Below are 26,021 nucleotides of genomic sequence, written 5' to 3' on the forward strand. Positions count from 1 at the left end.
GAATAAAGGACGGATCGCACAACTCCCGTTGGTTGAGGGCAGATTAGGGAGGACACGTCACGGAATGGTTAACGGCCGAATGTTTCGTGCAATTTTTGTCGCATTTATACAAAAAATTGCGCCCCAATAATGCCCTCAAGATCCGGGCCTACTCCGGCCCGGACTGCTCTACAGGTTCGACAGCGGCGCGATGCACAACGGACAACCGGCTTGCCATCTGGCGGTCCAGTTTGCGGCACACGCCCAGCCAGTGGCGATATTGTTCGCGGTTGCCGTCAAAGAAGGCGCGCAGCGCAATGTCGCGCGCGCGTTCGGCCGCGCCAAGGCCGTGGCGGGCAAAGTGTTGCAATGCGGAATTGAGCAGAACGTCGTTTTCGACCGGATTGTCATGATCATTGGCGGGAGCACGCAGACGGGGGCGGCGCAGCACGCGCGCAACCGCGCCGCATTCGCCAGTTCCTGCCGCTGCAAATCGGATCGACATGCTCAAAAATTCCTCGATTTTCTCTAATACGTTGGATCGTAATGCCACATTCGGCCTAAGCCTTCGTATGTCGCCTTGGTTATCAAATGCTTGTGATCGGTTAACCGAATTTACCCCCATCATGGATCGATGAACGTTAAAACGCCCCGATGCGCCGCTTTTGCAAGGGCGCGTCGGGGCGGGGTTTTGGCGATATCTTGTGGTTTACTGAGGGTCGCTGATCCAGCGGCCACTATTTTGATATTCAGGGCGCACATTATCGCTGCCGGGCAAGTTATTGGCACGATAGGCCGCTTCGCCGCCATGGCGTAACGCCTCGGCGGTATATTGCGGTGCGGCAAGAGCAGGCGTGGCAACTGCCGCTGCACGCGGCGCGGGGTTCAAAGTCTGACCCATTTTGGCGGCATAGGCCCGCTCGATGGCGATGGGATCATCGACCAATTCGCGATTTGCAATGGCGACGCGCTGATGCGGCACGGGCAAGGGTTCGCTCATCGCGTGAACAAAACGGAATGCGCCGGAATCGCCTGCCGGACCATGCATCCGGTAAAAACGGTGCGCGCCGATCTGGCCGATAAAGTTCAGACTGTCGGCCCAATAGGGGTGGACGGCAAAAGTGTGGTAATGCGTGGCAAGGCCAACCGGGGCATAGACATAGCCGCCAAGGGCCGCCCGTGCGACGGTTTCGGCACGGCTCCAGAAATAGCGGCTGGGTTTGCGCATCAATGCGCCGTCACAGGTAAAGGTGAACTGACACCCGGTGGCGCGCTCGGAACCCTGAAACACCACGCCGCACACCGATTTGGGATAGGCGGGGTGGGCCATGCGGTTCAGCACGACCTGCGCCACGGCGCGCTGTCCGTCATCGGGTTCGCTGGCGGCTTCGTAATAGATCGCCGCCGTCAGGCATGACAGCGCGCGTTCCCGATCCACCGCATTGGCCAGACCCGACAGCGCCCGCGCCGCAGGGCCGGAACCGGGCAGGGGCGCTTCATCCTCGCCCTGCGCCGCATTGTCGCCATCCCAATGCAGTCCCGGCGCAATCGTCGCCAGCGCCGATCGCCAGCCGGTCGTCGGGGCCTGTGGCTCGGCTTCGCGGCTGACATAGTAATAGGCAGCACCCGGCCAACTGTCGCCTGGTTGTTCAAAGGGCATGGGGGCAAGGCTGGCCTGTCCATCGACAGGGTCTGCTTCTTCATGTGTGGTGGTTGCGGCCAAGGCCATCGCGCCGGTGCCTTGTCCGCGATAGGCCTGAACCGCCAGCATAGCCAACAGTGCGCAGACCACGGCCAGAACCCGATGCATCGCGGCGCGGCGCATTTCGGCATTGCGCAAGGCGTTGATCTTCATCCCGCCGCCCCGGCGCAGGCGCGCAGCATCATCGGACGTCCGCATATCATATGCGGGCATGGACTGGCTGGCATTGGGCGCAAGAGCGACACGAAACTTGTTCATCCTGACATCTCGGCCTGTTGCAGGGGCGGGTCAGCATGGCAAAACATACATTGGCCCGGCTTGCATCAGCCGATTTCCTGCCGTCTCATTGCGGCACTGTTGGGCCCACTAATCCTTAACGCCTTAATTTCGAGCCGCCGTTCAGGGTTAATATTAACTTCCTTTTCCATCAGTAGGCCCACTTTTGTCGGCCCTTGCGTATATGGCCATGCGGGGCTAGGGCGGCGGCCAACGCCAACGGTGCCTTTCGCAAGATCGGCTGAAAAGGGAATTTGCATGCCTGTCGCGCCCGCGCGGCAAGTGAGGCAAAGCTGCCCCCGCAACTGTTTCCGGGCGAGCGTACTGTCACATGCCACTGGGCCAAATGGCCTGGGAAGGCGGCAGATGCGCGTTGACCCCGGATAGCCAGGAGACCTGCCGTTGGTTGTCGTTCAGCGCCGGGCGGGGAGGACCGGATGCAGCGCGATGCCGTCTGTTTTCCATGCGCAAGGGGTGCGTGGGACGGCCTCTCCCGCCACGAACGGCATCTGCCTTCGTGAGGGGAAGAGCTATGAATATCCGTAATTTCGCCGTGGCATCGTCGTTGGTGGCGCTTGCCTTGTCCACGCCTGCGCTGGCCGCCGATGATGGTGATGCGATCACCGTTCTTGCCACCGGCCAGAGCCAGCCGGTCAATGAAACGGGCCAGTCGGTCAGCGTCGTCGACCTGTCCGAAATTCAATCCATTCAGGGGCCGGACCTGACCCGCATTTTCTCGCGCCTGCCGGGCGTGTCGATTGCGCGTGCGGGCGGCATGGGGGCGACGACCAGCCTGTTCGTGCGCGGCGCCAATTCCGAACAGACGCTGGTGATGATTGACGGCGTCAAGGTTGAAGATACGGCGGCCCCTTCGGGCGGCTATGATTTTGCCAGCCTGACCTCTGGCGGCATCGGTCGCATCGAATTGCTGCGCGGATCGAACAGCGTGGTGTGGGGCAGCAACGCCATCGGCGGCGTCATCGCCATCACCAGCCGCGAATTGAACGGCGTGGAACTCAGCCTTGATGGCGGCACGAACAACACGTTTGACGCGGGGGCCACGCTGGGCATTGCCAAGGACGCCTATGCAATCACCGTCAATGGCGGCTATTTCAGCACTGACGGCATTCCCACCCGCGTCACCGACACGCTTTCCAACGGTTTCCGCCAGACCCGCCTGTCGACCCGCGCCCGCCTGCGTCTGGCGCAGGGGCTGAACCTTGTCGCCACGGCGCGATATGCCGATGGCAAGGTGGGGATCGATTCCTATGACTGGACGCTGGGTTATGTGAACCGCGGCGAAAAGCAGTCGAGCGAGCAGGTGTCGGGCCGCGTCGGTCTGGAATATGCGGCGGACAAGTATACGGCGCGTCTGGGCATCAGCCAGTCCTCGCTGCGTCGCGGTTATATCGACCCCACGGTTCAGAGCAGCGAATACAGTTCCTATCTGGGCCGCAGCACGCGCATCGATGGCGCGGCGCATGTCGATCTGCCCTATTTCTTTTCCGCCGATCTGGGCGGCGAGGCGATGTGGAACCACGCGCGTTCGTATTATTTCACGCCGGGCGCGGTGAATGATGCCAATATCGCCAGCGGCTATGGCCTGCTGGGCTGGCGTGCGTTTGGGCTGAGCCTGTCGGGCGGCCTGCGCGTGGACAGCCATTCGACCTTTGGCACTCACACCAGTTTTGGCGCGAACGGGACGTACAATTTGATCTCGGACGTGCGCCTGCGCGCTTCCTATGGCGAAGGGTTCCGCGCCCCGACCCTGTATCAGTTGTTCGATCCCTATTCGGGCAACACGACGCTCAAGGCCGAAACCAGCAAATCCTATGACATCGGGCTGGAAAAGGGCGACCGCAATGGCAAGCTGTATGGCGCCGTCACGTGGTTCCACCGCAATATCAACAATCAGATCGACTATGATCTTTCGACCTCGACCTATGCCAACCTTGGCCGCACCCGCGCCGAAGGGCTGGAGTTCGAAACGGGCCTGCGCCCGGTCGATGCGTTGCAATTGCGCGCGGCCTATACTTTCGTGAAGAGCACGAACCAGACCGCAGGCAGCACGGCCTATGGCAAGGATCTGGCCCGTCGTCCGCGCCACATGGTCACATGGTCGGCGGATTGGAAAACGCCTCTGGCCGGTCTGGCCGTGGGCGGTGACATTCGCGTCGTATCGTCCAGCTTTGACAATGCCGCCAACAGCAACCGCCTTGCCGGCTATGCCCTGTTCGGCCTGCGCGCCAGCATGCCGGTGGGCGATCATGCGGAAATCTTTGGCCGCATCGAAAACCTGACCAATGAACGCTATGCCGTGGTCAAGGATTACAATTCCTATGGCCGCACCGCATCGGCGGGCATCCGGGCAAAGCTGTAATCATGTTGCGGGGGCTGGCCCTTCTTTCGGTTCTGGCACTGGGCGCCTGCGCCCCGGCCGGTTCCGGGGGCCAGCCTTCGCGCATTATCAGCCTTAATCCCTGTACCGATGTTCTGCTGGTCGAACTGGCAGACAGGGATCAGATCGGCGCGCTGTCCTCCTATAGCCACGATCCTTTGCAAAGCTCGATGGATGTGGCGGCGGCGGCGCGCTATCCTTCGACCCGCGGGGCGTTGGAGGAGGTGGTGGCGGCAAGGCCATCCATGATCGTGTCGGGCAATTTTACGCCGCCCGCCACCCGCGCCGCCTATGCAAGGATGGGGCTGCGGCTCGAAGAATTTTCCATGGCCGCCAATGTCGAGGACAGCGAGGCGCAAATCCGCCGCATGGCCGCCCTCTTGGGCCATTCCGAAAGGGGGGAGGCCATGATCGCGCGGATCGAGCAATCTTTGCGCGATGCCTCGGCCCCCGATGGTTTCAAGCCTGTGCCCGCGCTGATCTGGCATGGCGGGGGATTGGTCGTGGGGCGCGAGACATTGGTGTCGGACCTTTTGCGCCGCACCGGATTCACCCCCTTTGCCGCGATACGGGGCATGGGCCAATCGCAATATCTGCCGCTGGAGCAAATGGTGGCGGACCCGCCCCGTGTGCTTCTGGTCGTGGGGCATGGCGATGCCGACGGCGGGCGCGAAGGGCGGCGCGTGGTGCGCCATCCTGTTCTGGCGCAATTGCCGGGGATGCAGCGTTTCGATTTCGACGCCAGCCTTGAATATTGCGGCGGCCCGACCATCATCCGCGCCGCGCAACGACTGGCGCAAATCCGCAAGGGGGCGATGAAGTGACGCGGTTGAATGGGACGCTGATCTCGGCCCTGGTCCTTGCCTTTGGGGCCAGCCTGCTGGCCGGGCGGGTGTGGATTGATCCGTTCCATGCCGATGTGCCGGGCGCGGGGCTGATTCTGATGCAATTGCGCCTGCCGCGCAGCCTTTTGGCGGTGCTGGTGGGCGGCGGGCTTGGCGCGGCCGGGGCGGCGATGCAGGCCTATTTGCGCAATCCTTTGGCTGATCCGGGCCTGTTCGGCATTGCGCCCAGTGCGGCGCTTGGTGCGGTGCTCAGCATCTGGTTGGGGTCTTTTGGGCTGATGATGGGGCCTTGGGCCTTGCCGTTGTTTGCCTTGATCGGGGCGGGCGGGGCGATGGGTTTGCTGGGCCTGATCGCGGGACGGGGGCAGGGCGGCGTGGCGCTCTTTACGCTGGCGGGCACGATGATCGCCAGCCTGTCGGGTGCGTTGATGAGCCTTGCCATCAGCCTGTCGCCATCGCCCTTTGCCCTGTCGGAAATTGTGACTTGGCTGATGGGGGCGCTGGCGGATCGGTCGTGGAATGATGTTTGGGTGGCGGCGCCTTTGATGGTTGTCGGCATCGCGGCCTTTATGCTGGCGGGCCGTTCGCTCGATGCGCTGACATTGGGCGAGGCGGCGGCGCGTTCGCTCGGCGTCGATCCGCGCCGGTTGCAGGCCCTGCTGATCCTTGGCGTAGGCTGCACGGTGGGGGGCAGCGTGGCGGTGGCCGGGATCATCGGTTTTGTGGGCCTTGTCGTGCCGCATTTGTTGCGCCCATTTACCGACCGGCGGCCATCCTCGCTGATCGTGCCGTCGGCGCTGGGCGGGGCTTTGCTGCTTTTGGTGGGCGACAGTGTTTGTCGAATCTTGCCCTTGGCGGGGGGGGAATTGCGGTTGGGGATTGCGCTGTCTTTGCTGGGCGCGCCTTTCTTTATGGCGCTGCTTTGGCGGATGCGGGACGGGGGATGGCGATGATGCTGGGCGCGCAAAATCTCTCTCTGGCCGGGCGGTTGGCGGATGTGTCGCTGGATTTGGCCGCGGGACAGGTGACGGCGATATGCGGCCCCAATGGCGCGGGCAAATCCAGCCTGCTGTCGGCCATGGCCTGCGTTCTGTCGGTTGCCGGGCGTGTGGCATTGGATGGGCGCGATTTGCCCGACATGCCGCCGCGTGAACGGGCGCGACTGCTCGGTTATTTGCCGCAAGGGGGTGAGGCGGCGTGGGATGTGACGGTGCAGACGCTGGTGGAACTGGGTCGTTTGCCTTGGCAGGCAGCCCCCTTGCACCGGGCGCATGGAACGGTGGATGAAGATCGCGATGCGGTGACGCGGGCTTTGGCGACGATGGATCTGGATCATCTGGCCTCTCGCCCGATGTCGCGCCTGTCCGGGGGCGAAAGGGCGCGGGCCTTGCTGGCGCGGGTTCTGGCCGGAGAGCCGCGCTGGATTTTGGCGGACGAACCTTTGGCCAGTCTTGATCTGGGCCATGCCTTGCGCTTGTTGACGGGTTTGCGCGAACAGGCGGCGCGGGGCGTCGGGGTCTGTCTTGTGCTGCACGATCTGGCCATGGCGATGAACCATGCGGATCGGGTGGTGGTGATGGATAAGGGGCGCATCGTGGCCGATGGTCCGCCGCAAGACGCGTTGCGCGTTGAAATCATTGAACAGGTCTGGGACGTCAAGGCGCGCTGGCTGGGCCAGGCGGGGGCATGGGCGCTCGCGCTGTGATGTGCCAAATGGGAACGGCGGCGCAAAAGGCGGGTTAACCGAGTGGACTTGGCGCGGCGAATGGGTTTGTCTGTGCGCCATGATCAAGGGATTGCCTTTTCTCGCGCTGACGGCTTTGCTGGTATCGCCCGCATCGGCGGATGAATTGCCGCATGCCGATGTTGCGCCCGCGTGGGTGGTGCCCGTCGCCATGCCCTCCTCGGTACAGCCAGCAGGGGCAGCCCCCCTGCATATGGTGATGCAGGATCAACAGGTGTGGTTCCATGGCGGCACGACCAGCTTTTACCAACGCCGCGTCCTGCGCATCGATCAGCCCGAAGGCATTCAGGGCATGGCGCGCCTGTCGGTGCAATGGCGACCGGAAACCGACCGTTTGACCATCCACACCTTTCGCCTGACGCGGGGCAATCGCAGCAATGACCTGCTGCCCTCGGTTCAAGAGGTGCTGGCGCATAAAGGCAGCAATCTGGGGGGATTGCGGGTGGATGGGCAACGTTCGCTCGGCCTGCCGATTGCGGGCATGGCGGTGGGCGATGTGGTCGAGATCGCATGGACCATCGACCGGACGGAGCCCTTGCTGGGCGGCCATCATGAAGTGTCGCTGGACGCGGGCAGTTTTGGGGTGATCGATCGCCTTGCGCTGGCTGCGCGGTGGGATGATGCGCATCCGATGGGCGTTTTGGCCAGCAATTTGCCCGCAGCCTTGCAGCGCGCACCGGGCAAGGTGGCGATGATCACCGACGCTTTGGCCGAGAGCAAGGCGGCGCGGGTTCTGGAACTGTCCGATTTTGCGCAATGGGCCGATGTGGCGGGGGTGATGACGCCTTTGTTCGATGCGGCGCGGCGCGTGGGGCCGGATTCCCCCCTGCGCGGCCAGATCGCCGATATTCGCGCCGCCACCAGCGACCCCATGGCACAGGCGGCGATGGCCTTGACGATTGCGCGGCGCGATGTGCGCTATCTCTATGTCGGTTTGGGGCAGGGCAATTTGAAACCCATGCCCGCCGATCAGGTGTGGCTGCGCGGCTTTGCCGATTGCAAGGGCAAGACGGCGCTGTTGCTGGGCCTGCTGGATGGATTGGGCATCAAGGCCGAGGCGGCGCTGGTGTCCACGCAGGAGGGCGAGGCGATGGACCGCCGTTTGCCCAGTGTGACCGGGTTTGATCATGTGATCGTGCGGGCGCAACTGGCCGGGCGGATTTATTGGTTGGACCCGACGGCGGAGATGGCGGCCAAGGATGGCGCGATTGATTTGGCCGCGATGCCGGTGCCGCGATACGGCTGGGCCTTGCCGTTGCGGATCGGCGCGGGGTTGGAGGCGGTGGGCGGCGCGCGCAGCGCCAGAGCCGAGACACGCGTCCGTAAGGGAACTTGATCGGCGCTCCGGCTTTGCCTAGCGGGGATTGTATCTTGCATCCCGCGAACAAATCTGGAACACCGCATCCCTATGAGTCTGACCCATATCACGGTGCGCGGCGCGCGCGAGCATAACCTCAAAGGCATCGACATCTCTCTGCCGAGGGACAGTCTGATCGTCATCACCGGCCTGTCGGGTTCGGGGAAATCGTCCTTGGCCTTCGACACGATCTATGCCGAGGGGCAGCGGCGCTATGTCGAGAGTCTGTCGGCCTATGCGCGCCAATTCCTTGAAATGATGCAAAAGCCCGATGTCGAGCATATTGACGGGCTGTCGCCTGCCATCTCCATCGAGCAGAAGACGACGAGCCGCAATCCACGTTCAACCGTGGCGACGGTGACCGAGATTTACGACTATATGCGCCTGCTCTGGGCGCGTGTGGGGGTGCCTTATTCGCCCGCCACGGGATTGCCGATTGCCGCGCAGACCGTGTCGCAAATGGTGGACCGGGTGATGGCCTTGCCCGAGGGGACGCGCGCCTATCTGCTGGCCCCGGCGGTGCGCGGGCGCAAGGGCGAATATCGCAAGGAAATCGCCGAGTGGCAGAAGGCGGGCTATACCCGCCTGCGCGTCGATGGCGAATTGATGGCGATCGAGGATGTGCCGGCGCTCGACAAGAAGTTGAAGCATGACATCGAGGTCGTCGTCGACCGTATCGCGGTGAAGCCGGGCATTGAATCGCGTCTGGCGGATTCGTTTGAGCAGGCGTTGAAACTGGCCGATGGGCTGGCTTTTGTTGACCTGGCCGATGGCGTGGTGCCGGGGCGCGAGGGTGAAGTTGCGCAGGGTTCGAAGAAGAAGGGCGCGCAGTTGAAGGGGGCCGGGGTGCCCGCCAACCGCATCGTGTTTTCCGAAAAATTCGCCTGCCCGGTTTCCGGCTTTACGCTGGAGGCGGTTGAACCGCGCCTGTTTTCGTTCAACGCGCCGCAGGGGGCATGCCCGGCCTGTGACGGTCTGGGCGAAAAATTGCTGTTCGATCCGCAATTGGTCGTGCCGAATGAGGCGCTGAGCATCAAGGAAGGGGCGGTGGTGCCATGGGCCAAATCGAACCCGCCTTCGCCCTATTACATGCAGGTGCTGGCCTCGCTGGGCGGGCATTACGGGTTCAGTCTGGAAACGCCCTGGGCCGATCTCCCGACCGAGGTGAAGATTGTCGTGCTGTATGGCACGGGCAAGACGCAGGTGCCGCTGACCTTTATCGACGGCAAGAAGGCCTATACGGTCACCAAGCCGTTTGAGGGTGTGATCGGCAATCTTAACCGCCGGATGTTGCAGACCGAGAGCGCGTGGATGAAGGAGGAACTGGGCAAGTTCCAGACGTCTCAGCCTTGCGAAGTGTGCGAGGGCAAAAGGTTGAAGCCAGAGGCGCTGTGCGTCAAAGTGGCGCAGAGCGATATTTCCAGCGCGACACGACTTTCGGTGGCCGATGCGCTGGCGTGGTTTTCGACGCTGGATGAAAAGCTGACCGATCAGCAGCGCCAGATTGCCAAGGCGATCCTGAAGGAAATCAACGAAAGGCTTGGTTTCCTGAACAATGTCGGTCTGGATTATCTGAATTTGGACCGGACCAGCGGCACGCTTTCCGGCGGGGAAAGTCAGCGGATCAGGTTGGCAAGCCAGATCGGGTCGGGCCTGTCGGGCGTGCTTTATGTGCTGGATGAACCCTCGATTGGTTTGCACCAGCGCGATAATGACCGCTTGCTCGAGACGCTGAAACGTCTGCGCGATTTGGGTAATACCGTGATAGTGGTTGAGCATGACGAGGATGCGATCCGTACGGCAGATTACATCGTCGATCTGGGGCCGGGCGCGGGCGTTCATGGCGGCAGCATCGTGGCCGAGGGGACGCTGGAGGATATTCTGGCCAATCCCGACAGCATCACGGGCCAGTATCTGACCGGAGAGCGGCGGATCGAGGTGCCTGCGGAGCGACGTGCGGGCAATGGCAAGGCGATTGTCGTTGAAAATGCGCGGGCGAATAACCTGAAGGGCGTGACGGCGCGTTTTCCCTTGGGGACGTTTTGCTGTGTGACTGGGGTTTCTGGGTCTGGTAAATCGACGCTGACGCTGGACACGTTGCAGGCCGGGGCGAGCCGTGTGCTGAACGGGGCGCGGGTGATTGCCGGGGCGCATGACCGGATCGTGGGCCTTGAGCATTGCGACAAGGTGATTGAGATCGATCAGTCACCTATCGGTCGCACGCCGCGGTCCAATCCTGCGACCTATACCGGGGCCTTTGGGCAAATCCGTGACTGGTTTGCGGGCCTGCCCGAGGCGCAGGCGCGGGGGTATAAGGCGGGGCGGTTTTCGTTCAACGTCAAGGGCGGCCGGTGCGAGGCCTGTCAGGGCGATGGGCTGATCAAGATCGAGATGCACTTCTTGCCTGATGTCTATGTGACCTGCGAGGAATGTGGCGGAAAGCGTTATAATCGCGAGACTTTGGAGGTGAAGTTCAAGGGGCATTCCATCGCCGATGTGTTGGATATGACCATTGAGGATGCCGAGAGTTTCTTTGCCAATGTGCCGCCGATCCGCGACCGGATGCATATGCTCAACGAGGTTGGGCTTGGCTATGTCAAGGTCGGCCAGCAGGCCACGACCCTGTCGGGCGGCGAGGCGCAGCGCGTCAAACTGGCCAAGGAACTGGCGCGGCGTTCGACGGGCAAAACGCTCTATGTGCTGGATGAACCGACCACAGGACTGCATTTCGAGGACGTGCGCAAACTACTCGAAGTGCTGCACCGGCTGGTCGATCAGGGCAATTCGGTGGTGGTGATCGAGCATAATCTCGATGTTATCAAGACCGCCGACTGGATCATCGACATGGGGCCGGAGGGCGGCGTGCGCGGCGGCATGGTTGTGGCCGAGGGTACGCCGGAGCAGGTGGCGGCTAATCCGGCGAGCTTTACCGGGGGGTATTTGAAGTCTTTGTTGAAGTAGGGGAAGGAGGGTTTGCCTCCGGCGGGCAAAGGGCCTCGGCCCTTTGCGATCCTGAAAATTGGGCTTTGAATTGGAGGGGGTTTTAGAGGGGTAATCTGTTGGTGCAGAAGTGCTGGATTTGTGAAGAAAGAGAGGCTGACAGTCGGGAGCATAAGGCGAAGGCTTCCGACTTGAGGTCTATTTTTGGAAAAAATCCAGCGAAGCCGATTTTCTTATATCAGCGGGATGCATTTGACCAGCATCGTACTAAGAAGATTAAATTACAGGGTTCGAACGACATCAAACTGAAGTGGAGCAAGTCTCTTTGCAGCCGCTGTAATGATACCCTCACTCAGCCTTACGATAGGGCTTGGGAGGTTTTTCTTAAGCGTGCGCAAAGCTTCTCTAATGTTTGGGGGCATGATTTTAGCTTGATGCTATCTCGCGCTTTTGGAGACATGCGGCGAGACGGTTGGGTTAATTTACATCTCTATTTCGCAAAGGCATTCGGCTGTGCGATTTTTGAGGCCAATAAGCTAGGTGCCGGGCTGCCGCATTTGAAGATGTTCGCCAATTCTATCAGAGCGCGAAACCCCGTTCTAAATTTTTATCTGACCGTTCAGCATGCAGATCAGGTTCAGGGTGTCGCCATTCAAGCGTTGGATTTTATTGTTTTTGGTCAACAGCTAAGCTGGGCATACCGCGTCGATGATCTAGCGGTATTGATGGCATATTTGCCAGATGGACGTGAAACGGCCAAGTCGCTTGGATTATCCCACCCGAATGATGCAGAAGGTGGCTTCATCTCGGCAGAAACAATTTAAATTTATGGGATTGCAAAGGGCCCCCGCCCTTTGCCCGCCGGAGGCACCTACCTTCTAAAATCAAAAAAATGCCGGAGACCTCGCGGCCCCCGGCATCCTTTATTCACGAAACCCGCAAACCTTACTTCTGGTTCGCCAGCAGCTTCAGACGCAGCGCGTTCAGCTTGATGAAGCCGGCGGCGTCCTTCTGGTCATAGGCGCCCGCGTCATCCTCGAAGGTCACATGGCGTTCGCTGTATAGCGAGTAGGGCGACTTGCGGCCCACGACATAGGCGCCGCCCTTATAGAGCTTCAGCCGCACCGTGCCGGAAACCTTGGCTTGGCTATGGTCGATGGCGGCCTGGAGCATTTCGCGCTCGGGGCTGAACCAGAAGCCGTTGTAGATCAGTTCGGCATACTTGGGCATGATCTCATCCTTGAGATGCGCCGCGCCGCGATCCAGCGAGATCGATTCAATGCCGCGATGCGCGCGGGCATAGATTTCGCCGCCGGGCGTTTCATACATGCCGCGAGACTTCATGCCGACGAAGCGGTTTTCGACCAGATCGAGGCGGCCGATGCCATGCTTGCGGCCCAGATCGTTGAGCGCCGCCAGCAGCTTGGCAGGCGACATGGCTTCGCCGTTCAGGGCAACGCCGTCGCCCTTTTCGAATTCGATCTCGATATATTCGGGGGCGTCGGGCGCGTCCTCGGGGTTAACCGTGCGCGAATAGACGTAATCGGGGGTTTCCTGCCACGGATCTTCCAGAACCTTGCCTTCCGACGAGGTGTGAAGGAGGTTGGCGTCGGTCGAGAAGGGGCTTTCGCCGCGCTTGTCCTTGGGGACGGGGATCTGGTGTTCTTCGGCCCACTTGATAAGAGCGGTGCGGCTGGTCAGGTCCCATTCGCGCCACGGGGCGATAACCTTGATGCCCGGCTCCAGAGCATAGGCCGACAGTTCGAAACGAACCTGGTCGTTGCCCTTGCCGGTGGCGCCATGCGAGACGGCGTCAGCGCCGGTTTCGCGGGCGATTTCAATCAGGCGTTTGGAAATCAGCGGACGCGCGATCGACGTGCCCAGCAGATAGTCGCCCTCATAGCGAGCATTGGCACGCATCATCGGGAAGACGAAATCGCGCACGAATTCTTCGCGCAGGTCGTCGATGTAGATATGTTCGGGCTTTACGCCCATCAGCTCGGCCTTGGCGCGGGCCGGGGCCAGTTCTTCGCCCTGACCCAGATCGGCGGTGAAGGTCACCACTTCGCAATTATAGGTGACTTGCAGCCACTTGAGGATGACCGAGGTGTCAAGCCCGCCCGAATAGGCGAGAACGACGCGCTTGATGTCTGACATGGGGCGCTCCGCATGAGAGAGAGGAAATTGCGCCGCGCCTAGCAGGGCCGTGACCATGGGGCAAGGGTTTGGGGGCCATTCACCCCCGCGCGAGATAGAGAACGTCTCTGGGTTGCGATAACAGGTGCTGGCCGGAATCAACAAACAGCGTTTCGCCACTGGCCAGCCAGCCATCGGCGAGGAAAAGCGCGGCATCGGCAATCTCGGCCGGATCGGTCAGGCGTTCCAGCAGGTTCATACGGCCCGATGTCTCATGCTCCTGCGGTTTCTGGTCGAAACTGGGCAGCATGGCGCCCGGCGCGATGGCATAAACCCGGTCATTGGCCGCCGCCGCGCCCATGGCCAACATGCGAACGGTCGAGGACAGGGCGTGCTTCGCCATCGTATAGCTGAAGAAATCAGGGTTGGGATTAGCCAGTTTCATGTCCGTTATGGCGATCACCCGACGCCCGGCCTGCGCACGGGCATGGGCCAGAAAGGCCTGCGCCATGCGTGTGGGGGTCTGGGCGTTGACGGTCATGGCTTCGGCAAAGACATCAGGGGCAATCGCGCGGGCATCATCATAACGGAACACCGCCGCCGAATTGACCAGAATGCGCCAGTCCGTCAGGCGCGAAGCCAAAGAATGCACCATCGCCACCGCCGCATCAGGATCGTTCAGATCGCATCCAACGCATTCCGCACTGGGCAATTTGGCGGCCAGCGCCTCAGCATCCTCGCGGCTTTGGCCGTAATGGATCACCACGTGCCATCCTGCGGCGCCAAAACGATGGGCAATGCGCGCGCCGATACGTTTCGCGCCGCCGGTGATAAGCAAGGTGGGCCGGGTCATGCATCCCATCAAGCACAAAGCGCCGCAGGAGGGAAGGTGGCTTGAGGGGAGGGGAATTGCCGCTATGCTATCTTTCTGAAAGGAAATGACGATGCGGATGGATCTGGTCGATGTGTTTGTGAACGGGGCGCTTTCGGGCAATCCCTTGGCGGTGGTGCATGGCGCCGATGGCATGACCGACGCCGCGATGCAGTCGATGGCCCGCTGGATCGGATTTTCCGAAACGACATTTTTGCTGGCACCCGACCATGATGACGCCGACTATCGCGTGCGGATTTTTACGCCCACGGTTGAACTGCCATTTGCGGGGCACCCTACATTGGGCACGGCCTATGCGTGGATGGCGGCCGGTGGGCGGCCAAAGGCGAAAAATATCATGCAGGAATGCGGCGTTGGCCTTGTGCCGGTCCGCGTGGCGGAGGACAAATTGGCGTTCCGCGCGCCGCCTTTACGCCGGTCGGGGCCTTTGTCAGTTGAAGAACGCGCCGCCGCCGTCGCCCAATTGCGCTTGGCGGAGCAGGATGTTCTGGACGCTGTGCACGTTGACAATGGGCCGCCGTGGCAATTGCTGCGCCTTGCCAATGCCGAGGCGGTCTTGGCGGTGGAGCCGGATATTGCGGTGTCGGGTCTGGTTGATCTGGGGCTTGTCGCGCCGTCGGATCAGGACGGGATCGATTGGGAAATCAGGGGTTTCTTTACCAAGGCAGGCGGTGTGCTGGCCGAAGATCCGGTGACGGGCAGCCTGAATGCCGGGGCGGCGCTCTATCTTTACGAGGCTGGTCTGGCGCAGGGGCCTTATGTTGCGGCTCAGGGGCGCAAAACGGGGGCGGATGGTCGGGTCTATGTTTCGCGCGATGACGAAGGCGTGTGGATCGGCGGGCGCGTTCATGGTGTCAGCATGGGCGGGGAGCTGAATATCTAAACGTCATAGGATAGATTTCTTTCCTACATAAACCTATTTGGTTATTTCATCCGTCATCCTTCTGCTGACTGACGGAGTTTACCATGCCCAATCCCAAGATCATCTATCCCGCCAACTATACCCCGGCTCAGGCACTTGCCTTTGCCAATGCGGATAACACCGCCGCCACTGTTTCGGCCAGCGCCCCTTTGCCTGTAACCCATGGCGATGGGGCGATGGTGTCTCTGGGCGCGATGGCTGATGCGGCGGCGGCATCGGATACGGGCACGGCCAGCCTGATTGCCCTGTTCAAACGCCTTTTGGGCAAATTCCCGGCCAGCATCGGCCAGAAGACCGCCGCCAACAGCCTGCCGGTTGTTTTGGCCAGCGATCAGAGCGCCATCAGCATCAATTCCGACGGCGTGGTGGACGGCGCCCTTGTCACGGCCAGCGTGACCAGCGCCACCACCGTCGTTGCCTTGAATATGGCCGGTTACAACGGGGGCAGTTTCCAGATTTCCAGCGTGGGCAGCGGCAATACGGTCACGTTTGAACAATCCAATGACAACACCAACTGGGTCCTGTTGCCCGTCAATACGGCCAGCAACACGAACGCAGGTTCGGCAACGACCGCCACAGCGGTCGGGATCTATAATTTCGCGGCGGCAACGACCTATGTCCGCGCCCGCGTTTCGACCTACGGCAGCGGCACCGTCACGATCACCGCCACGCCCAAGCGCAGCCGTATGTTGGCCGAGCAAGTGGGCAATGTCGTGCTGGCCACCGGCAGCGCGCAGATCGGCTATGTCGTGAACACCTTGGGCTATACCGACAGCTCGACGGTTCTGGCCGCATCGGCCACGTTTACGGGCACGTCGCGGGCGACCACCTCCTTGCCCTATGTCTCACGGTTCAAGGCGCGGGCTTTTGCCGATCAGGCCGGGACGCTCTACATCGAACAATCGCTGGACACCGGGACGACGTGGCAAGTCGTGGCGACGGGATCGGTTGTGGCCAATATTGTGGTTGATCTGAACGTGGCGGTGACGGGGGCCTTGGGGGCGGCCAATCTCTATCGGGTGCGCTATGTCAACGGCGCCACTGTCCAGACCCTGTTCCGCCTGTCATCCTGTTATTCGTCCAACTGAGAACGCCGGCTTTTTATCCGTCAGTGCCCGCCTCGGCCAATCGCCGGGGCGGGTTTTTCACGCGCCAAAGACGGCGAAAAACCGGCGATGATGGAAAACCCAGACTTCGTCAAAATGTTCATTGGCTTGTCTGCAGGCGGCCTGCCACCATGAAAGGGGCGGGTCTTCCAACCCTTCAATCCACGTCGTGTTCGACCGGAGCAACAGCCCGTCGCAACGCTCATAATGTTTCGCGCATTTCTTTGCGATCAGGCGCGCAATTTCGGCGGCATAGGCATCCGGCGCAATCATCACCGGCGTTGGCGAGACATAGGGCGCCCCCAGTTCAAACTGGCGACATGTCGTTTCATAGGCCGAGTTGCGGTGCAGCAGCGGATTATCGGCCTCGGTATTTTCAAAGATCAGTTCGGCGCCGTTCAGCCGGATCGCAAAATCAGGCGTGGGCTTGCCGGTTTCGGGCAGCAGTTTGACCGCCTCGGCCCGGCGATGCTGCGCAAAACTGGCGGCCATGAAGGCCTCGCGAAATGTTTTTCCGCGCTGGCTGCGGATTTCGCATTCGCTGGCCAATTCATGCCCCACCCGGCTGGCCAGAGCCAGCATGTCGGGCGGGGGCATCCAGCCGCCAACCGGGATCACCTCCACAAGGTCTATCCCAGCGCGGCTTGCTTTTCTTCGGCCAGACGGTCGAGTTCGGCGCGCGACATTTTCTGCGCCGATGTTTTGAGCTGGCCACAGGCCGCGTCAATGTCGCGCCCACGCGGGGTGCGGACGGGGGCGGAAATGCCTGCTTCAAACACGATGTCCGAAAAACGCTTGATGCGTTCGGGCGTCGAACATTCGTAAATCGCGCCGGGCCACGGGTTGAACGGGATCAGGTTGACCTTGGCGGGCAGCTTGTAATGCTTGATCAGGCGGACCAGTTCGCGGGCGTGTTCATCCGTGTCGTTCTTGTCTTTCAGCATCACATATTCGAACGTGATGCGTCGGGCATTGGACGCACCGGGATAATCGGCGCAGGCCTGAAGCAATTCCTCGATACCGTATTTGCGGTTGATCGGCACGATTTCGTCGCGGATCTCCTTGGTCACAGCATGCAGCGAGACGGCCAGATTGACGCCGATTTCCTCGCCGCACTGGGCCATCATCGGCACGACGCCGCTGGTCGACAGGGTGATGCGGCGCTTGGACAGAGCCAGCCCATCGCCATCCATCACCAGTTTCAGCGCGCCCTTGACGTTGTCGAAATTATACAGCGGCTCGCCCATGCCCATCATCACGATATTGGTCAGCAGGCGCCCGTCGGGCGAATAGCCGCCATCATCATCGACCAGATCATCGGTCAGAGCGACCAGATCGGCCTGACCCGCCTTGGGCCATTCGCCAAGGGCATCGCGCGCCAGCATCACCTGCCCCACGATTTCGCCCGGCGTCAGATTGCGCACCAGACGCATCGTGCCCGTGTGACAGAACCGGCAATTGAGCGTGCAACCCACCTGCGAGGAAACGCAAAGCGTGCCGCGGTCCGCATCGGGAATGAAGACCATCTCGAACTCGTGCCCATCGGCGGTACGCAGCAGCCACTTGCGCGTACCATCCTCGCTGTGCTGCGAAACGACGATTTCCGGGCGGCCGATCACAAAACGCTCGGCCAGCCATGGGCGCATGGTTTTGGCAATATCAGTCATTGCGTCGAAATCGGTGACGCCGCGGTGATAGATCCAGTGGAACACCTGCTTGGCGCGCAGCTTGGCCTGTTTCGGGTCAAGGCCGGCTTCGGCAAAGATTTCAACGATGCGCGGGCGGGCAAGGCCGACCAGATCCACACGGCCATCGGGGCGCGCGGTAATATCGCGCGAGGTGACGACAGGATCAATATGGCCGGCAATCGGCATCGAGGTGGGGAGCGAGGGAGTGGTCATGGCGCGGCCCATACAGGCGAATCGGGCAAAAAGCCAGTTACCCCGCAAAGGCCACTATCGCCCCGCGCAGCCCAGCGATGCCGCATCGATGGCCGTGGCCGCGCCGGAGAGTGCATATTGATCGGCAAAGCTGTGCCCCGATCCGTCACGCGATGATACGGTCATGATCTCGCCCGAACGCATGGCGGCGATGATGGCGGCCTCCATGCGGGCGTCGGTGGCCCATGCGTCAATCCCGCCGCCCATCAAACGATAATGCTGGCCGCCCAGCGACAATTGCACCGGCGCGCCCGGTTGGGGACGGCGGGAAAGGCGGAAATGGACCTGTCCGCGCACGCCCTTTTTGGGCCACAGGCCAATATCGGCATAGGGTTCGATGTCTCGCTTGGTCCTCTTTTCCGGCATGGCGATGGCGTAACAGCGCGGAATGGCCGGATCGCGAAAGGCGCCCCAATCGCCGAACATGCCCAAGGCATCACGCGCCTGAACCGGAGCAGCGGCAAGGCCCAGAAGGCAAAGAAAAAAGGCCGGGCGTTTCATCACCCGGCCTCTTTACCATGCACTATCGCGGGATCAATCGAGTTCCCACGCTCTTTCACCATGGGACGTGATGTCCAGACCTTCGCGTTCGTCATCCTCGCTGGCGCGCATCGGGATCAATTTGCCCAGACCCACGGCCAGAATCCAGGATATGACCGCCGACCACAGGGCCGTAAAACCAACGCCCACGATCTGCGCCACGATCTGGTGCCCCATATCGCCCCCGGCGGCATAGCCCACGCCTCCCAGGGCCGGGCTCATCGCGACCGACAGGCCCAGCGATCCGATCATCCCGCCCACACCATGCACGGCAAAAACGTCGAGCGAATCGTCGATCTTCCAGCGTTGCTTGACCAACTGGATCATCGCGTAACACACGCCCGCGCCCGCCACGCCGAACAGCGCGGCAATCCCCGGCGCGATCATCCCCGCCGCAGGCGTCACCGTGGCAAGCCCCGCCACCGCCCCCGTGGCAAAGCCAACGCTGGTGGGCTTGCCGACATGGGCCGCTTCGATCCCGATCCACACCAGCGCCGCAGCGCAGGCCGCCGTATGCGTGTTGAGAATGGCCGAAGCCGCCGCCGCGCTGCCGGTAAGCGCGCTGCCCCCGTTAAAGCCGAACCAGCCGACCCAGAGCAACCCCGCGCCCAGCATGGTCAACGCAGGCGAATGGGGCAGCATCAGCGTTTTCGGAAAGCCCGTCCGCGCGCCCAGCACCCATGCCACGACCAGCGCCGAAACGCCCGCCGTCGTATGCACCACAATGCCGCCCGCGAAATCCAGCGTCCCGTACTGCGAGGCCATCCAACCCCCGCCCCAGATCCAGTGGGCCGAGGGCGCATAGACCAGCAGGCCCCACAGGCCGCAGAACGCCACCACCCAGCCAAAGCGCGCCCGGTCCACCCAAGCCCCCGCCATCAGCGCAGGCGTAATCGCGGCAAAGCAAAGCTGAAACAGCGCAAAGGTGTTTTCAGGCAGGGTCGTCCCGGCGCGCACCGGCGCCAGATGGGCAAGGCCGATATTGTTCAGCCCGCCGATCCAGCCATTCCCGACCGGCCCAAACGCCAGGGCATAGCCCACCAGCACCCACAGCAGCGAGGCCACCGCCGTGATGACGCCCACCTGCACCATCACCGACAGGAAATTCTTGGCCCGCACCAGACCGCCATAGAACAGCGACAGGCCCGGCAGGCACATCAACAGCACCAGCGCGCTGGAGATCAGAATCCACACCGTATCGGCAGCATTCACGCCATTGCCGGTTTGCGCCATGGCAGGCGCGGGGCACATTAAAGCAGCGGCCAACAGACAGCGTCGAGCCGCCGCCGAAAGGCTGGGGGGCCAAAGGCGCATGAAAACTCTCCTCCACGGGGCGTCGCGATCCTGACGCTTTCTTCCGGGCGGGCCCTTAGATGCGATTGTTTCCTGCGCGCAAGGGGGAATTTTCAGGCATTTTGTTGCCTATTCTGCGTCTCAGGTGCCGCTGGGATAGGTTATCACCATCACTTCCCACTCTTTTTCGCCGCCGGGCAGGGAAACGCGGCGCAAATCACCCACCGCGCTGCCGCGCAGGGCGCGAGAGATGGGGGCGGACCAGCCGATCAAACCTTTGCTGGCGTCCTGTTCGTCATCGCCGACAAAGGTCAGGGTTTTGCGATTGTCATCTTCATCCGCGATCTCAACCGTCGCGCCGAACCAGACGCGGCTGCGGTCTTCCTGTCGCGCAGGGTCCACCACGCGGCACGCCTTCATGCGCCGCGCCAGATGCGCCAGTTCGCGGTCGATTTCCCGCATCCGCTTGCGGCCATAGAGATAGTCGCCATTTTCCGACCGGTCGCCATTGCCCGCTGCCCAACTGACGATTTCGACGATGGCGGGGCGTTCGGTGCCCAACAGATGATCGTAACGCGCGCGCAGGGCCGCCATGCCAGCGGGCGTGATCGGCGGGCCTTCACCGGGCGCTTTGGGCGCGGCGGTTTTCGCAGGGGGGCGCATATTTCGCATCGAACCGGATCTCATGATCGGGGCTTTGGGGCAGGCGTCTGGCCAAGGCAAGGGTTCAGAACGGCAATTCCCCCAGATCGGGCGCGACCCAATGCCGCCGCGCTTCGACACTGAACAAGGTTTCGCGGCGCCAATAGGTCAGCGGCCAATCGCTGCTGCCCAATTCCCCCGCCAGCAATCCGGCAAGGATTTGTGACAGTGGCTTGTCATATTTATGCCGCGCCAATTCCGCCTTCGCCGCGCGCAGCGAGGCGATGGTGATGGTTTCATGATAGCCCGACGTATCGGAGTTCACCCCGCCCACCGATGCATTATAGGCCCGGATGGCGCGGCCCATGGCTTCCGGCTCTGCCATTTCCGGGCGATGGCGCAACAGCCAAAGCGCGGCGGCCCAATGCGCGCCATGGGTCCATCGTTCTTTGGGCAGGCGGCATCCGGTCATGCCAAGAGCAATGTCTTCGATCATGTCATCGGAAAGAAGCGTTGATTCGGTCATTTGCAAACCATGGCAGCAGGTCCGGCCATCGTCAAAATCCCCTATTGTGACAGGCGGATTGTCATAATTTGCGGCACAGCTTCTGCCGCTTGGGTGACTGCTCTGCCAAATATGACAGTTTGCGCGGCCAATCTGACATAAAAGTGTCACGCAACGGTCATAGTTGACGCGAACCTGTCACATACGGGATTCGCGATAGTGCATTGGTTCAAGTTCAACCTGATGGCCATTGGGGCGGCCATGGCCCTTTATATGACGCCCACCGGCGCCATGGCCAGCGACGCCCAGCATTGGGAAGTGATCTCGGCCAATGTGCGTTTTGGCGACGGATGGCGCGCTTCGGCGGAAAATATCGTGCGCAACAGTCAAGCGCGCGGATTTTACGAAATCGAACAGAATGTCATGATCGGCCATGAATTGGGCGAAAAGGGCGGACCGCTTGGGTTGGTGTTCTATGTCGGATACACCCATGACCCGAATTACAGCCATGGCGATTTCAAATTCATGGAACACCGCATTCGCCAGCAATTGAGCGCGGACCGTTTGCTTACCATCGGCAAACTGCGCTTTTCGGGGCGACTGCGTCTGGAACAGCGTTGGCGCGATGGTGTGTCGGGGGTGGCCTGGCGTTTGCGGCCCTATGTCAAGGCGACCTTGCCAGTGGCGGGCAAAGTGTCTTTGGTCGCGGCGCATGAAAGTTTCGTCTCTTTGGACCGCGACACGTTCCAGACCCGCGTGGGCGAAGAGCGGATGCGCAATTCGGTCGGCTTCAACATCCCGCTCAACCGCCGCTTTGCGCTTGAGGCGACCTATATGAACCAGCACGGCTTTGTCCCCGGCGGCAAGGACAGTTCGGACAATATTGCCAGCTTTGAAATCAAGGCGAATTTCTGACCCACTTGCCCGCAGCGTGGATGGCGGGCACATGGGCCTGATGCTGAACACTTATCTTTCCTATGGCCAATGGGCCAACCGGATCGTGATCGATGGGCTGTCGGGCCTGTCGGATGCTGTGCTGGACGCGCGGCAGCCAGTGGTGTTCGGATCGATCCGCCGTACCTTTCACCATTTGCTGGTAATCGGCCAAGTGTGGCGGGCACATCTTTTGGGCCAAAACCATAGCTATACCAGCCGCAGTCCGGGCAATCCGCCGCCGATGGAAGAGATGGCCTCGGCGCTGGCGGAACTGGATGCATGGTTTGTGGATTATGGTGCAGGGCTGGACGCCGATGCTTTGAACGAAAGCGTGGCTTTCACCTTCATCGGTGGCGGCGATGGCGTGATGACGCGGGCGCAGATCCTGCTGCACGTCGTCAATCACGCCACATACCACCGCGGCCATATCGTCGCCATGCTGAACGGGGCAGGGATCAGCCTGCCCAATAGCGACATGCCCGTGTTCCTTACTGCCCCGGCGTAACGGGCTGCACGATCGGCGCCGATGTATAGGTCGGTTGCGGCCCATAGGTCGGGCGATAGGCAGGTTGGCCAGAGGGCTGATACGCGGGTTGATACGCGGGTTGATAAGAGGGTGTCGGCGCAACCGGCGCGGTCACTGGCGCAGTCACTGGCGGCGGCGGGCGCAGGTCTTTCAGGAAATGGCTGAGCGCGTTGGGGCCTTTGTACGATGCATGGTCGGGATACATCGCTTCATACGTGACGGCATTTTCCAGCACATGCGCGACATAGGAACGGGTTTCGCTGAACGGGATCTTTTCGATCCAGTCCACCCATTCCGGCCCGCCCGGCTGGCGCGGATCGCCGCGTGATGCAATCCATTTGTTCACATTGCCCGGCCCCGCATTATAGGCCGCAATGGCCAACGGATAGGACCCGCGATAGGACGTCACCAGACGCTGGAAATAGGCATTGCCCAGCGTGGTATTGTACATCGGATCATCGATCAGCGCCTGCGTCGATGACGGCAGACCCAGCCGCTTGGCCTGTTCCGCCGCCGTCCCCGGCATCAATTGCATCAAACCGCGCGCGCCGGTGCGGGACATGGCGTTCTGGCTGAACTGGCTTTCCTGACGCGAAATGGCGTGGATCCATGTCCAATCGCTGCCGGGCGGGGTGGGCGTGATCGGAAAGGCCAGATCGCGGAAATTGTTGAAGCCCGCGTTTTCGGCGGCTTGCCCAACGATCACCGCCAGATCGCGCCGGCCCAATGATCGCGCCAGATCGGCCACCAGCACGAAATCGGCCTCGGTCTTGGCCTGATTGGCGATTTCGCGAAAGAAGCGGATGGTGGTTTGCCATTCGGCGTCACGGGCCACTTCACGCACGGCCTGTGTGATGGGGCGGGCGGCAAAGTCGCGGGCCTGATTGTGCGATGGAACGGCGCGGCGGCCATCGTGGAGCGGCGGGATCGGCAGGCCCAGACGTTCAAGCGCCAGAAGCCCGTGGAACTGATCCGGGAATTGCGCGGCCCAGCGGTAATATTCGAACGCGCCATTGGTCTGGCCCACGCTGTCCATTGCGCGGCCTGCCCAATAATAGCCCTTTGCGCGGGTCATCGGGGTGCGGGCGGCATGGGCGTAATTGTAAAACAGATTGGCCGCCGTCGTCGCGTCGCGCATCTGCCACAGGGCGGTTGTCCCGCCCAGCCACATCAGCGAGGTGTAATCATCGCGCACGGCAAAGGCCATTTGGGCGATCTCGCTGCCCGGAATAAAGCCTTCGGTGGCGCCTTGGGCGATGCGTACCGAATCGGATGGTCCACCCGCCTTGGCCGCGGCGAGCAGCACACCGATCCAGCGGCGCGGGTCCAGTGCGGGGCGCATCAATTGCGGGCGGCTGGCCAGCAGGCTGGCCGCCTCCGCGCCGCGCCCACGGCGGATCAGATAGCGCGCACGGTCAACCAGATAGCCCGGATCGGACAGCATTTCGGGCGTTGCGGGAATGACAACAGGCTGGATAGGGGCCACGGGCTGCACCATGGGCGTGGACAGGCCGGGGTTGGCCTGTGCCGTGATACGGGCCATTTCGGCCTGTTCCTCGGCGCTGCGGGCGCCGGAATCGGTGTCAGAGGCGCCTGCGTCCGGGCCTTGGCCTTGCTGTATGGCCAAACGTGCCTGTGCCACGGCCCATTTGTATTGCGATGCGCGGGGCAGGGCACGAGCGGCCTGTGTGGTCGAGCCATCCCAGAGCAGTGCCTCCAGCCGCGAATCATGATCGGTCTGGGCGAATCTGTCGCCCCATCGGGCCTGAATCGCGGCCTCTGCGGCATCGCTCATGGTGCCGCCGCGCCATGCTTCGCGGGCAACTTCGGCCGCATCGCGGGCGCGTCCTTCCGCCGCCAGAGCCAGCGCATATTGCGCGCGCCCCGGATTCGTCAGCGGCGGAAATCGATCAAACAGGGCGACAATCCGCGCCGAAGGCACGTTCTGGATCGCCAAGGATTTCTCTGCCGCGCGGCGCATCGACTCTTCCAAAGGAAAGTCGGGCCAGGCCAGAACAAAGCCCGCATAGGCGTCAAAACCCTGATTTTCCGTGCCCACCAACTGTTTCCAGCGGGCAATGGCCGGGGCGATGGCGCCGGGCGCGCTGGCCTTTAATTCGGCGCGCGCGCGGTCCCATTCCGCGCCTTCCTGACATTGGGCCGGGGCGGACAGGACCACCATCGCCAGCAAAGCCAGCGAGGACAGGCGACGTTTGCGCGCCTGAGAAATGGATTTTGAACGGGGCATCATGGTGCTGGACACGATGGCCTATGGCTCCTTATCAGGCGTTGCGATAGTAGGCGCCGGCCCATGGCGCGGCATGACGTAATTTCATGTCGCCTATAGGTGGGCGATGAAAGAGGATAAAGTCGATGTTTTCCGGTTCCATACCCGCTCTGGTGACACCTTTTCGCGATGGAGCGTTTGACGAGCCGACTTTCCGCCGTTTGGTGGATTGGCAGATCGAAAACGGTTCGAGCGCGTTGGTGCCTTGCGGGACGACGGGGGAAAATTCCACCCTGTCGAATGCCGAACACCACCGTGTGATCGAGGTTTGCATCGAGCAGGCCGCCGGACGCGTTCCGGTCATCGCAGGTTGCGGCAGCAATGATACCCAAAATGCGCTGTTGCACATGACTTTTTCCAAAAAATGCGGGGCCGCCGCCGCGCTGCTGGTCGCGCCTTACTATAATCGTCCGTCGCAGGAAGGGTTGCTTGCCCATTTCTCTTTTCTTGCGGAAAAGATCGATTTGCCGATCGTGCTGTACAATGTGCCTGCGCGCACGGTGACCGATATCAAGCCGGAAACCGTGATCGAACTGGCGCGTCGTTTCCCCGGCAAGATCATCGGGATCAAGGATGCCAGCGGCGATCTGTCGCGCGTGACGGACCACCGCATGGGCGTGGGTGCGGATTTCTGTCAGTTGTCGGGCGATGATGAACTGGCGCTGCCGTTCAGCGCGGCTGGCGGGGTTGGGTGCATTTCGGTGACGGCCAACGCCGCGCCCCGCCTTTGCGCCGATTTTCAGGCGGCTTGCGCGGCGGGCAATCTGGCCGAGGCGCGCCGGTTGAACGATCTGCTCTATCCGTTGCACTATGCGATGTTCGAGGATGCTTCGCCGGGGCCGGTGAAATATGCCCTCTCGCGCGTGTTCGAAGGTTTCCGCGAGGAACTGCGTCTGCCGCTCGTGCCGTGCAACGAGGGTGCGCGTAAGGCGATGGACGCGGCTTTGGTTCATGCCGGATTGGTGAAGTAAGTTTGCCTCCGGCGGGCAAAGGGACTTGGTCCCTTTGCAATCCCTTTAATGGGTTTTGGGCGGCTTCGTTGCGTTGGCAGCGGG

Annotated in this window: 23 protein-coding genes and 1 riboswitch; of the genes, 12 read left to right on the forward strand and 11 right to left on the reverse strand. The window is 61.8% G+C overall.

Going from position 1 to position 26,021, the window contains the following annotated elements; translation table 11 throughout:
- Positions 1-148: 148 nt before the first annotated feature.
- Complete coding sequence (locus tag ACZ9HU_RS05425) at positions 149-484, reverse strand: hypothetical protein (protein ID WP_476103195.1); 336 nt, start codon at positions 482-484, stop codon at positions 149-151.
- Positions 485-688: 204 nt separating this feature from the next.
- Positions 689-1,939 (reverse strand): cell wall hydrolase, encoded by a 1,251-nt coding sequence (locus tag ACZ9HU_RS05430; protein ID WP_476103197.1) that lies wholly within the window; start codon positions 1,937-1,939, stop codon positions 689-691.
- A gap of 221 nt (positions 1,940-2,160) precedes the next feature.
- Positions 2,161-2,375, forward strand: a riboswitch (cobalamin riboswitch).
- Between the two features lie 114 nt (positions 2,376-2,489).
- On the opposite strand from ACZ9HU_RS05430, the gene ACZ9HU_RS05435 reads away from it, so the two are divergent.
- The 7 genes from ACZ9HU_RS05435 (at position 2,490) to ACZ9HU_RS05465 (ending at position 12,065) form a co-directional block, all read left to right on the forward strand.
- Positions 2,490-4,337: a TonB-dependent receptor plug domain-containing protein gene (locus ACZ9HU_RS05435; RefSeq protein WP_476103199.1), complete on the forward strand. Its 1,848-nt coding sequence runs from the start codon at positions 2,490-2,492 to the stop codon at positions 4,335-4,337.
- A 2-nt stretch (positions 4,338-4,339) separates the two neighbouring features.
- Positions 4,340-5,179, forward strand: a complete 840-nt coding sequence (locus ACZ9HU_RS05440) for an ABC transporter substrate-binding protein (protein WP_476103201.1) — start codon at positions 4,340-4,342, stop codon at positions 5,177-5,179.
- Positions 5,176-6,153, forward strand: coding sequence for a FecCD family ABC transporter permease (locus tag ACZ9HU_RS05445; protein ID WP_476103203.1), 978 nt, complete (start codon positions 5,176-5,178; stop codon positions 6,151-6,153). Before ACZ9HU_RS05440 ends, ACZ9HU_RS05445 begins: the two co-directional genes overlap by 4 nt.
- Positions 6,150-6,905, forward strand: a complete 756-nt coding sequence (locus ACZ9HU_RS05450) for an ABC transporter ATP-binding protein (RefSeq protein ID WP_476103673.1) — start codon at positions 6,150-6,152, stop codon at positions 6,903-6,905. Before ACZ9HU_RS05445 ends, ACZ9HU_RS05450 begins: the two co-directional genes overlap by 4 nt.
- A gap of 79 nt (positions 6,906-6,984) precedes the next feature.
- Positions 6,985-8,280 carry a DUF3857 domain-containing protein gene (locus ACZ9HU_RS05455; protein ID WP_476103205.1) on the forward strand — a complete coding sequence of 432 codons (1,296 nt, stop codon included), beginning with the start codon at positions 6,985-6,987 and terminating at the stop codon, positions 8,278-8,280.
- Positions 8,281-8,352: 72 nt separating this feature from the next.
- Positions 8,353-11,262 carry an excinuclease ABC subunit UvrA gene (uvrA, locus tag ACZ9HU_RS05460; RefSeq protein ID WP_476103208.1) on the forward strand — a complete coding sequence of 970 codons (2,910 nt, stop codon included), beginning with the start codon at positions 8,353-8,355 and terminating at the stop codon, positions 11,260-11,262.
- 101 nt (positions 11,263-11,363) lie between these two features.
- Complete coding sequence (locus tag ACZ9HU_RS05465; RefSeq protein WP_476103211.1) at positions 11,364-12,065, forward strand: hypothetical protein; 702 nt, start codon at positions 11,364-11,366, stop codon at positions 12,063-12,065.
- Positions 12,066-12,186: 121 nt separating this feature from the next.
- On the opposite strand, the gene ACZ9HU_RS05470 is transcribed toward ACZ9HU_RS05465, so the two are convergent.
- Both ACZ9HU_RS05470 and ACZ9HU_RS05475 read right to left on the reverse strand, forming a co-directional pair.
- Entirely contained in the window at positions 12,187-13,398 is a 1,212-nt protein-coding gene (locus tag ACZ9HU_RS05470; protein WP_476103213.1) for an argininosuccinate synthase, read from the reverse strand.
- A gap of 79 nt (positions 13,399-13,477) precedes the next feature.
- Positions 13,478-14,230 (reverse strand): SDR family oxidoreductase, encoded by a 753-nt coding sequence (locus tag ACZ9HU_RS05475; RefSeq protein WP_476103215.1) that lies wholly within the window; start codon positions 14,228-14,230, stop codon positions 13,478-13,480.
- 85 nt (positions 14,231-14,315) lie between these two features.
- Here ACZ9HU_RS05475 and ACZ9HU_RS05480 point away from each other — a divergent pair, with 85 nt between their 5' ends.
- Both ACZ9HU_RS05480 and ACZ9HU_RS05485 read left to right on the forward strand, forming a co-directional pair.
- Positions 14,316-15,152: a PhzF family phenazine biosynthesis protein gene (locus tag ACZ9HU_RS05480; protein WP_476103218.1), complete on the forward strand. Its 837-nt coding sequence runs from the start codon at positions 14,316-14,318 to the stop codon at positions 15,150-15,152.
- Between the two features lie 83 nt (positions 15,153-15,235).
- Positions 15,236-16,279, forward strand: a complete 1,044-nt coding sequence (locus tag ACZ9HU_RS05485; RefSeq protein ID WP_476103220.1) for a hypothetical protein — start codon at positions 15,236-15,238, stop codon at positions 16,277-16,279.
- Positions 16,280-16,336: 57 nt separating this feature from the next.
- Here the strand turns inward: ACZ9HU_RS05485 and ACZ9HU_RS05490 are convergent, their stop codons facing one another.
- From ACZ9HU_RS05490 to ACZ9HU_RS05515, 6 genes are all read right to left on the reverse strand, one after another.
- Positions 16,337-16,921, reverse strand: coding sequence for a hypothetical protein (locus tag ACZ9HU_RS05490; RefSeq protein ID WP_476103222.1), 585 nt, complete (start codon positions 16,919-16,921; stop codon positions 16,337-16,339).
- A 5-nt stretch (positions 16,922-16,926) separates the two neighbouring features.
- Positions 16,927-18,198, reverse strand: coding sequence for a dual-specificity RNA methyltransferase RlmN (gene rlmN / locus ACZ9HU_RS05495; protein WP_476103224.1), 1,272 nt, complete (start codon positions 18,196-18,198; stop codon positions 16,927-16,929).
- Positions 18,199-18,252: 54 nt separating this feature from the next.
- Complete coding sequence (locus tag ACZ9HU_RS05500; RefSeq protein WP_476103226.1) at positions 18,253-18,738, reverse strand: hypothetical protein; 486 nt, start codon at positions 18,736-18,738, stop codon at positions 18,253-18,255.
- A gap of 33 nt (positions 18,739-18,771) precedes the next feature.
- On the reverse strand, positions 18,772-20,091 hold the full coding sequence (locus ACZ9HU_RS05505) for an ammonium transporter (protein ID WP_476103228.1): 1,320 nt from the start codon (positions 20,089-20,091) through the stop codon (positions 18,772-18,774).
- A gap of 120 nt (positions 20,092-20,211) precedes the next feature.
- Positions 20,212-20,742, reverse strand: coding sequence for a GreA/GreB family elongation factor (locus tag ACZ9HU_RS05510; protein WP_476103675.1), 531 nt, complete (start codon positions 20,740-20,742; stop codon positions 20,212-20,214).
- A gap of 55 nt (positions 20,743-20,797) precedes the next feature.
- Complete coding sequence (locus ACZ9HU_RS05515; RefSeq protein ID WP_476103230.1) at positions 20,798-21,238, reverse strand: hypothetical protein; 441 nt, start codon at positions 21,236-21,238, stop codon at positions 20,798-20,800.
- 198 nt (positions 21,239-21,436) lie between these two features.
- On the opposite strand from ACZ9HU_RS05515, the gene ACZ9HU_RS05520 reads away from it, so the two are divergent.
- Both ACZ9HU_RS05520 and ACZ9HU_RS05525 read left to right on the forward strand, forming a co-directional pair.
- Positions 21,437-22,132 (forward strand): DUF2490 domain-containing protein, encoded by a 696-nt coding sequence (locus tag ACZ9HU_RS05520; protein ID WP_476103232.1) that lies wholly within the window; start codon positions 21,437-21,439, stop codon positions 22,130-22,132.
- A 40-nt stretch (positions 22,133-22,172) separates the two neighbouring features.
- Positions 22,173-22,658 (forward strand): DinB family protein, encoded by a 486-nt coding sequence (locus ACZ9HU_RS05525; RefSeq protein ID WP_476103234.1) that lies wholly within the window; start codon positions 22,173-22,175, stop codon positions 22,656-22,658.
- Here the strand turns inward: ACZ9HU_RS05525 and ACZ9HU_RS05530 are convergent.
- Positions 22,642-24,942, reverse strand: a complete 2,301-nt coding sequence (locus ACZ9HU_RS05530) for a lytic transglycosylase domain-containing protein (protein ID WP_476103236.1) — start codon at positions 24,940-24,942, stop codon at positions 22,642-22,644. The genes ACZ9HU_RS05525 and ACZ9HU_RS05530 overlap by 17 nt on opposite strands.
- A gap of 110 nt (positions 24,943-25,052) precedes the next feature.
- Here ACZ9HU_RS05530 and dapA point away from each other — a divergent pair, with 110 nt between their 5' ends.
- A complete protein-coding gene (dapA, locus tag ACZ9HU_RS05535; RefSeq protein ID WP_476103238.1) occupies positions 25,053-25,937 on the forward strand; it encodes a 4-hydroxy-tetrahydrodipicolinate synthase in 885 nt (294 codons plus the stop codon).
- Positions 25,938-26,021: the final 84 nt, after the last annotated feature.

Source organism: Novosphingobium sp. Sphag1I, assembly GCF_056279125.1.

Excerpts from the sequence above, each read along its gene's own strand:
- ACZ9HU_RS05425 (WP_476103195.1), bottom strand. The coding sequence starts at position 484 with ATGTCGATCCGATTTGCAGCGGCAGGAACTGGCGAATGCGGCGCGGTT.
- ACZ9HU_RS05430 (WP_476103197.1), bottom strand. The coding sequence starts at position 1,939 with ATGAACAAGTTTCGTGTCGCTCTTGCGCCCAATGCCAGCCAGTCCATG.
- ACZ9HU_RS05435 (WP_476103199.1), top strand. The coding sequence starts at position 2,490 with ATGAATATCCGTAATTTCGCCGTGGCATCGTCGTTGGTGGCGCTTGCC.
- ACZ9HU_RS05440 (WP_476103201.1), top strand. The coding sequence starts at position 4,340 with ATGTTGCGGGGGCTGGCCCTTCTTTCGGTTCTGGCACTGGGCGCCTGC.
- ACZ9HU_RS05450 (WP_476103673.1), top strand. The coding sequence starts at position 6,150 with ATGATGCTGGGCGCGCAAAATCTCTCTCTGGCCGGGCGGTTGGCGGAT.
- ACZ9HU_RS05455 (WP_476103205.1), top strand. The coding sequence starts at position 6,985 with ATGATCAAGGGATTGCCTTTTCTCGCGCTGACGGCTTTGCTGGTATCG.
- uvrA (WP_476103208.1), top strand. The coding sequence starts at position 8,353 with ATGAGTCTGACCCATATCACGGTGCGCGGCGCGCGCGAGCATAACCTC.
- ACZ9HU_RS05470 (WP_476103213.1), bottom strand. The coding sequence starts at position 13,398 with ATGTCAGACATCAAGCGCGTCGTTCTCGCCTATTCGGGCGGGCTTGAC.
- ACZ9HU_RS05475 (WP_476103215.1), bottom strand. The coding sequence starts at position 14,230 with ATGACCCGGCCCACCTTGCTTATCACCGGCGGCGCGAAACGTATCGGC.
- ACZ9HU_RS05480 (WP_476103218.1), top strand. The coding sequence starts at position 14,316 with ATGACGATGCGGATGGATCTGGTCGATGTGTTTGTGAACGGGGCGCTT.
- ACZ9HU_RS05485 (WP_476103220.1), top strand. The coding sequence starts at position 15,236 with ATGCCCAATCCCAAGATCATCTATCCCGCCAACTATACCCCGGCTCAG.
- rlmN (WP_476103224.1), bottom strand. The coding sequence starts at position 18,198 with ATGACCACTCCCTCGCTCCCCACCTCGATGCCGATTGCCGGCCATATT.
- ACZ9HU_RS05500 (WP_476103226.1), bottom strand. The coding sequence starts at position 18,738 with ATGAAACGCCCGGCCTTTTTTCTTTGCCTTCTGGGCCTTGCCGCTGCT.
- ACZ9HU_RS05505 (WP_476103228.1), bottom strand. The coding sequence starts at position 20,091 with ATGCGCCTTTGGCCCCCCAGCCTTTCGGCGGCGGCTCGACGCTGTCTG.
- ACZ9HU_RS05510 (WP_476103675.1), bottom strand. The coding sequence starts at position 20,742 with ATGCGAAATATGCGCCCCCCTGCGAAAACCGCCGCGCCCAAAGCGCCC.
- ACZ9HU_RS05515 (WP_476103230.1), bottom strand. The coding sequence starts at position 21,238 with ATGACCGAATCAACGCTTCTTTCCGATGACATGATCGAAGACATTGCT.
- ACZ9HU_RS05525 (WP_476103234.1), top strand. The coding sequence starts at position 22,173 with ATGCTGAACACTTATCTTTCCTATGGCCAATGGGCCAACCGGATCGTG.
- dapA (WP_476103238.1), top strand. The coding sequence starts at position 25,053 with ATGTTTTCCGGTTCCATACCCGCTCTGGTGACACCTTTTCGCGATGGA.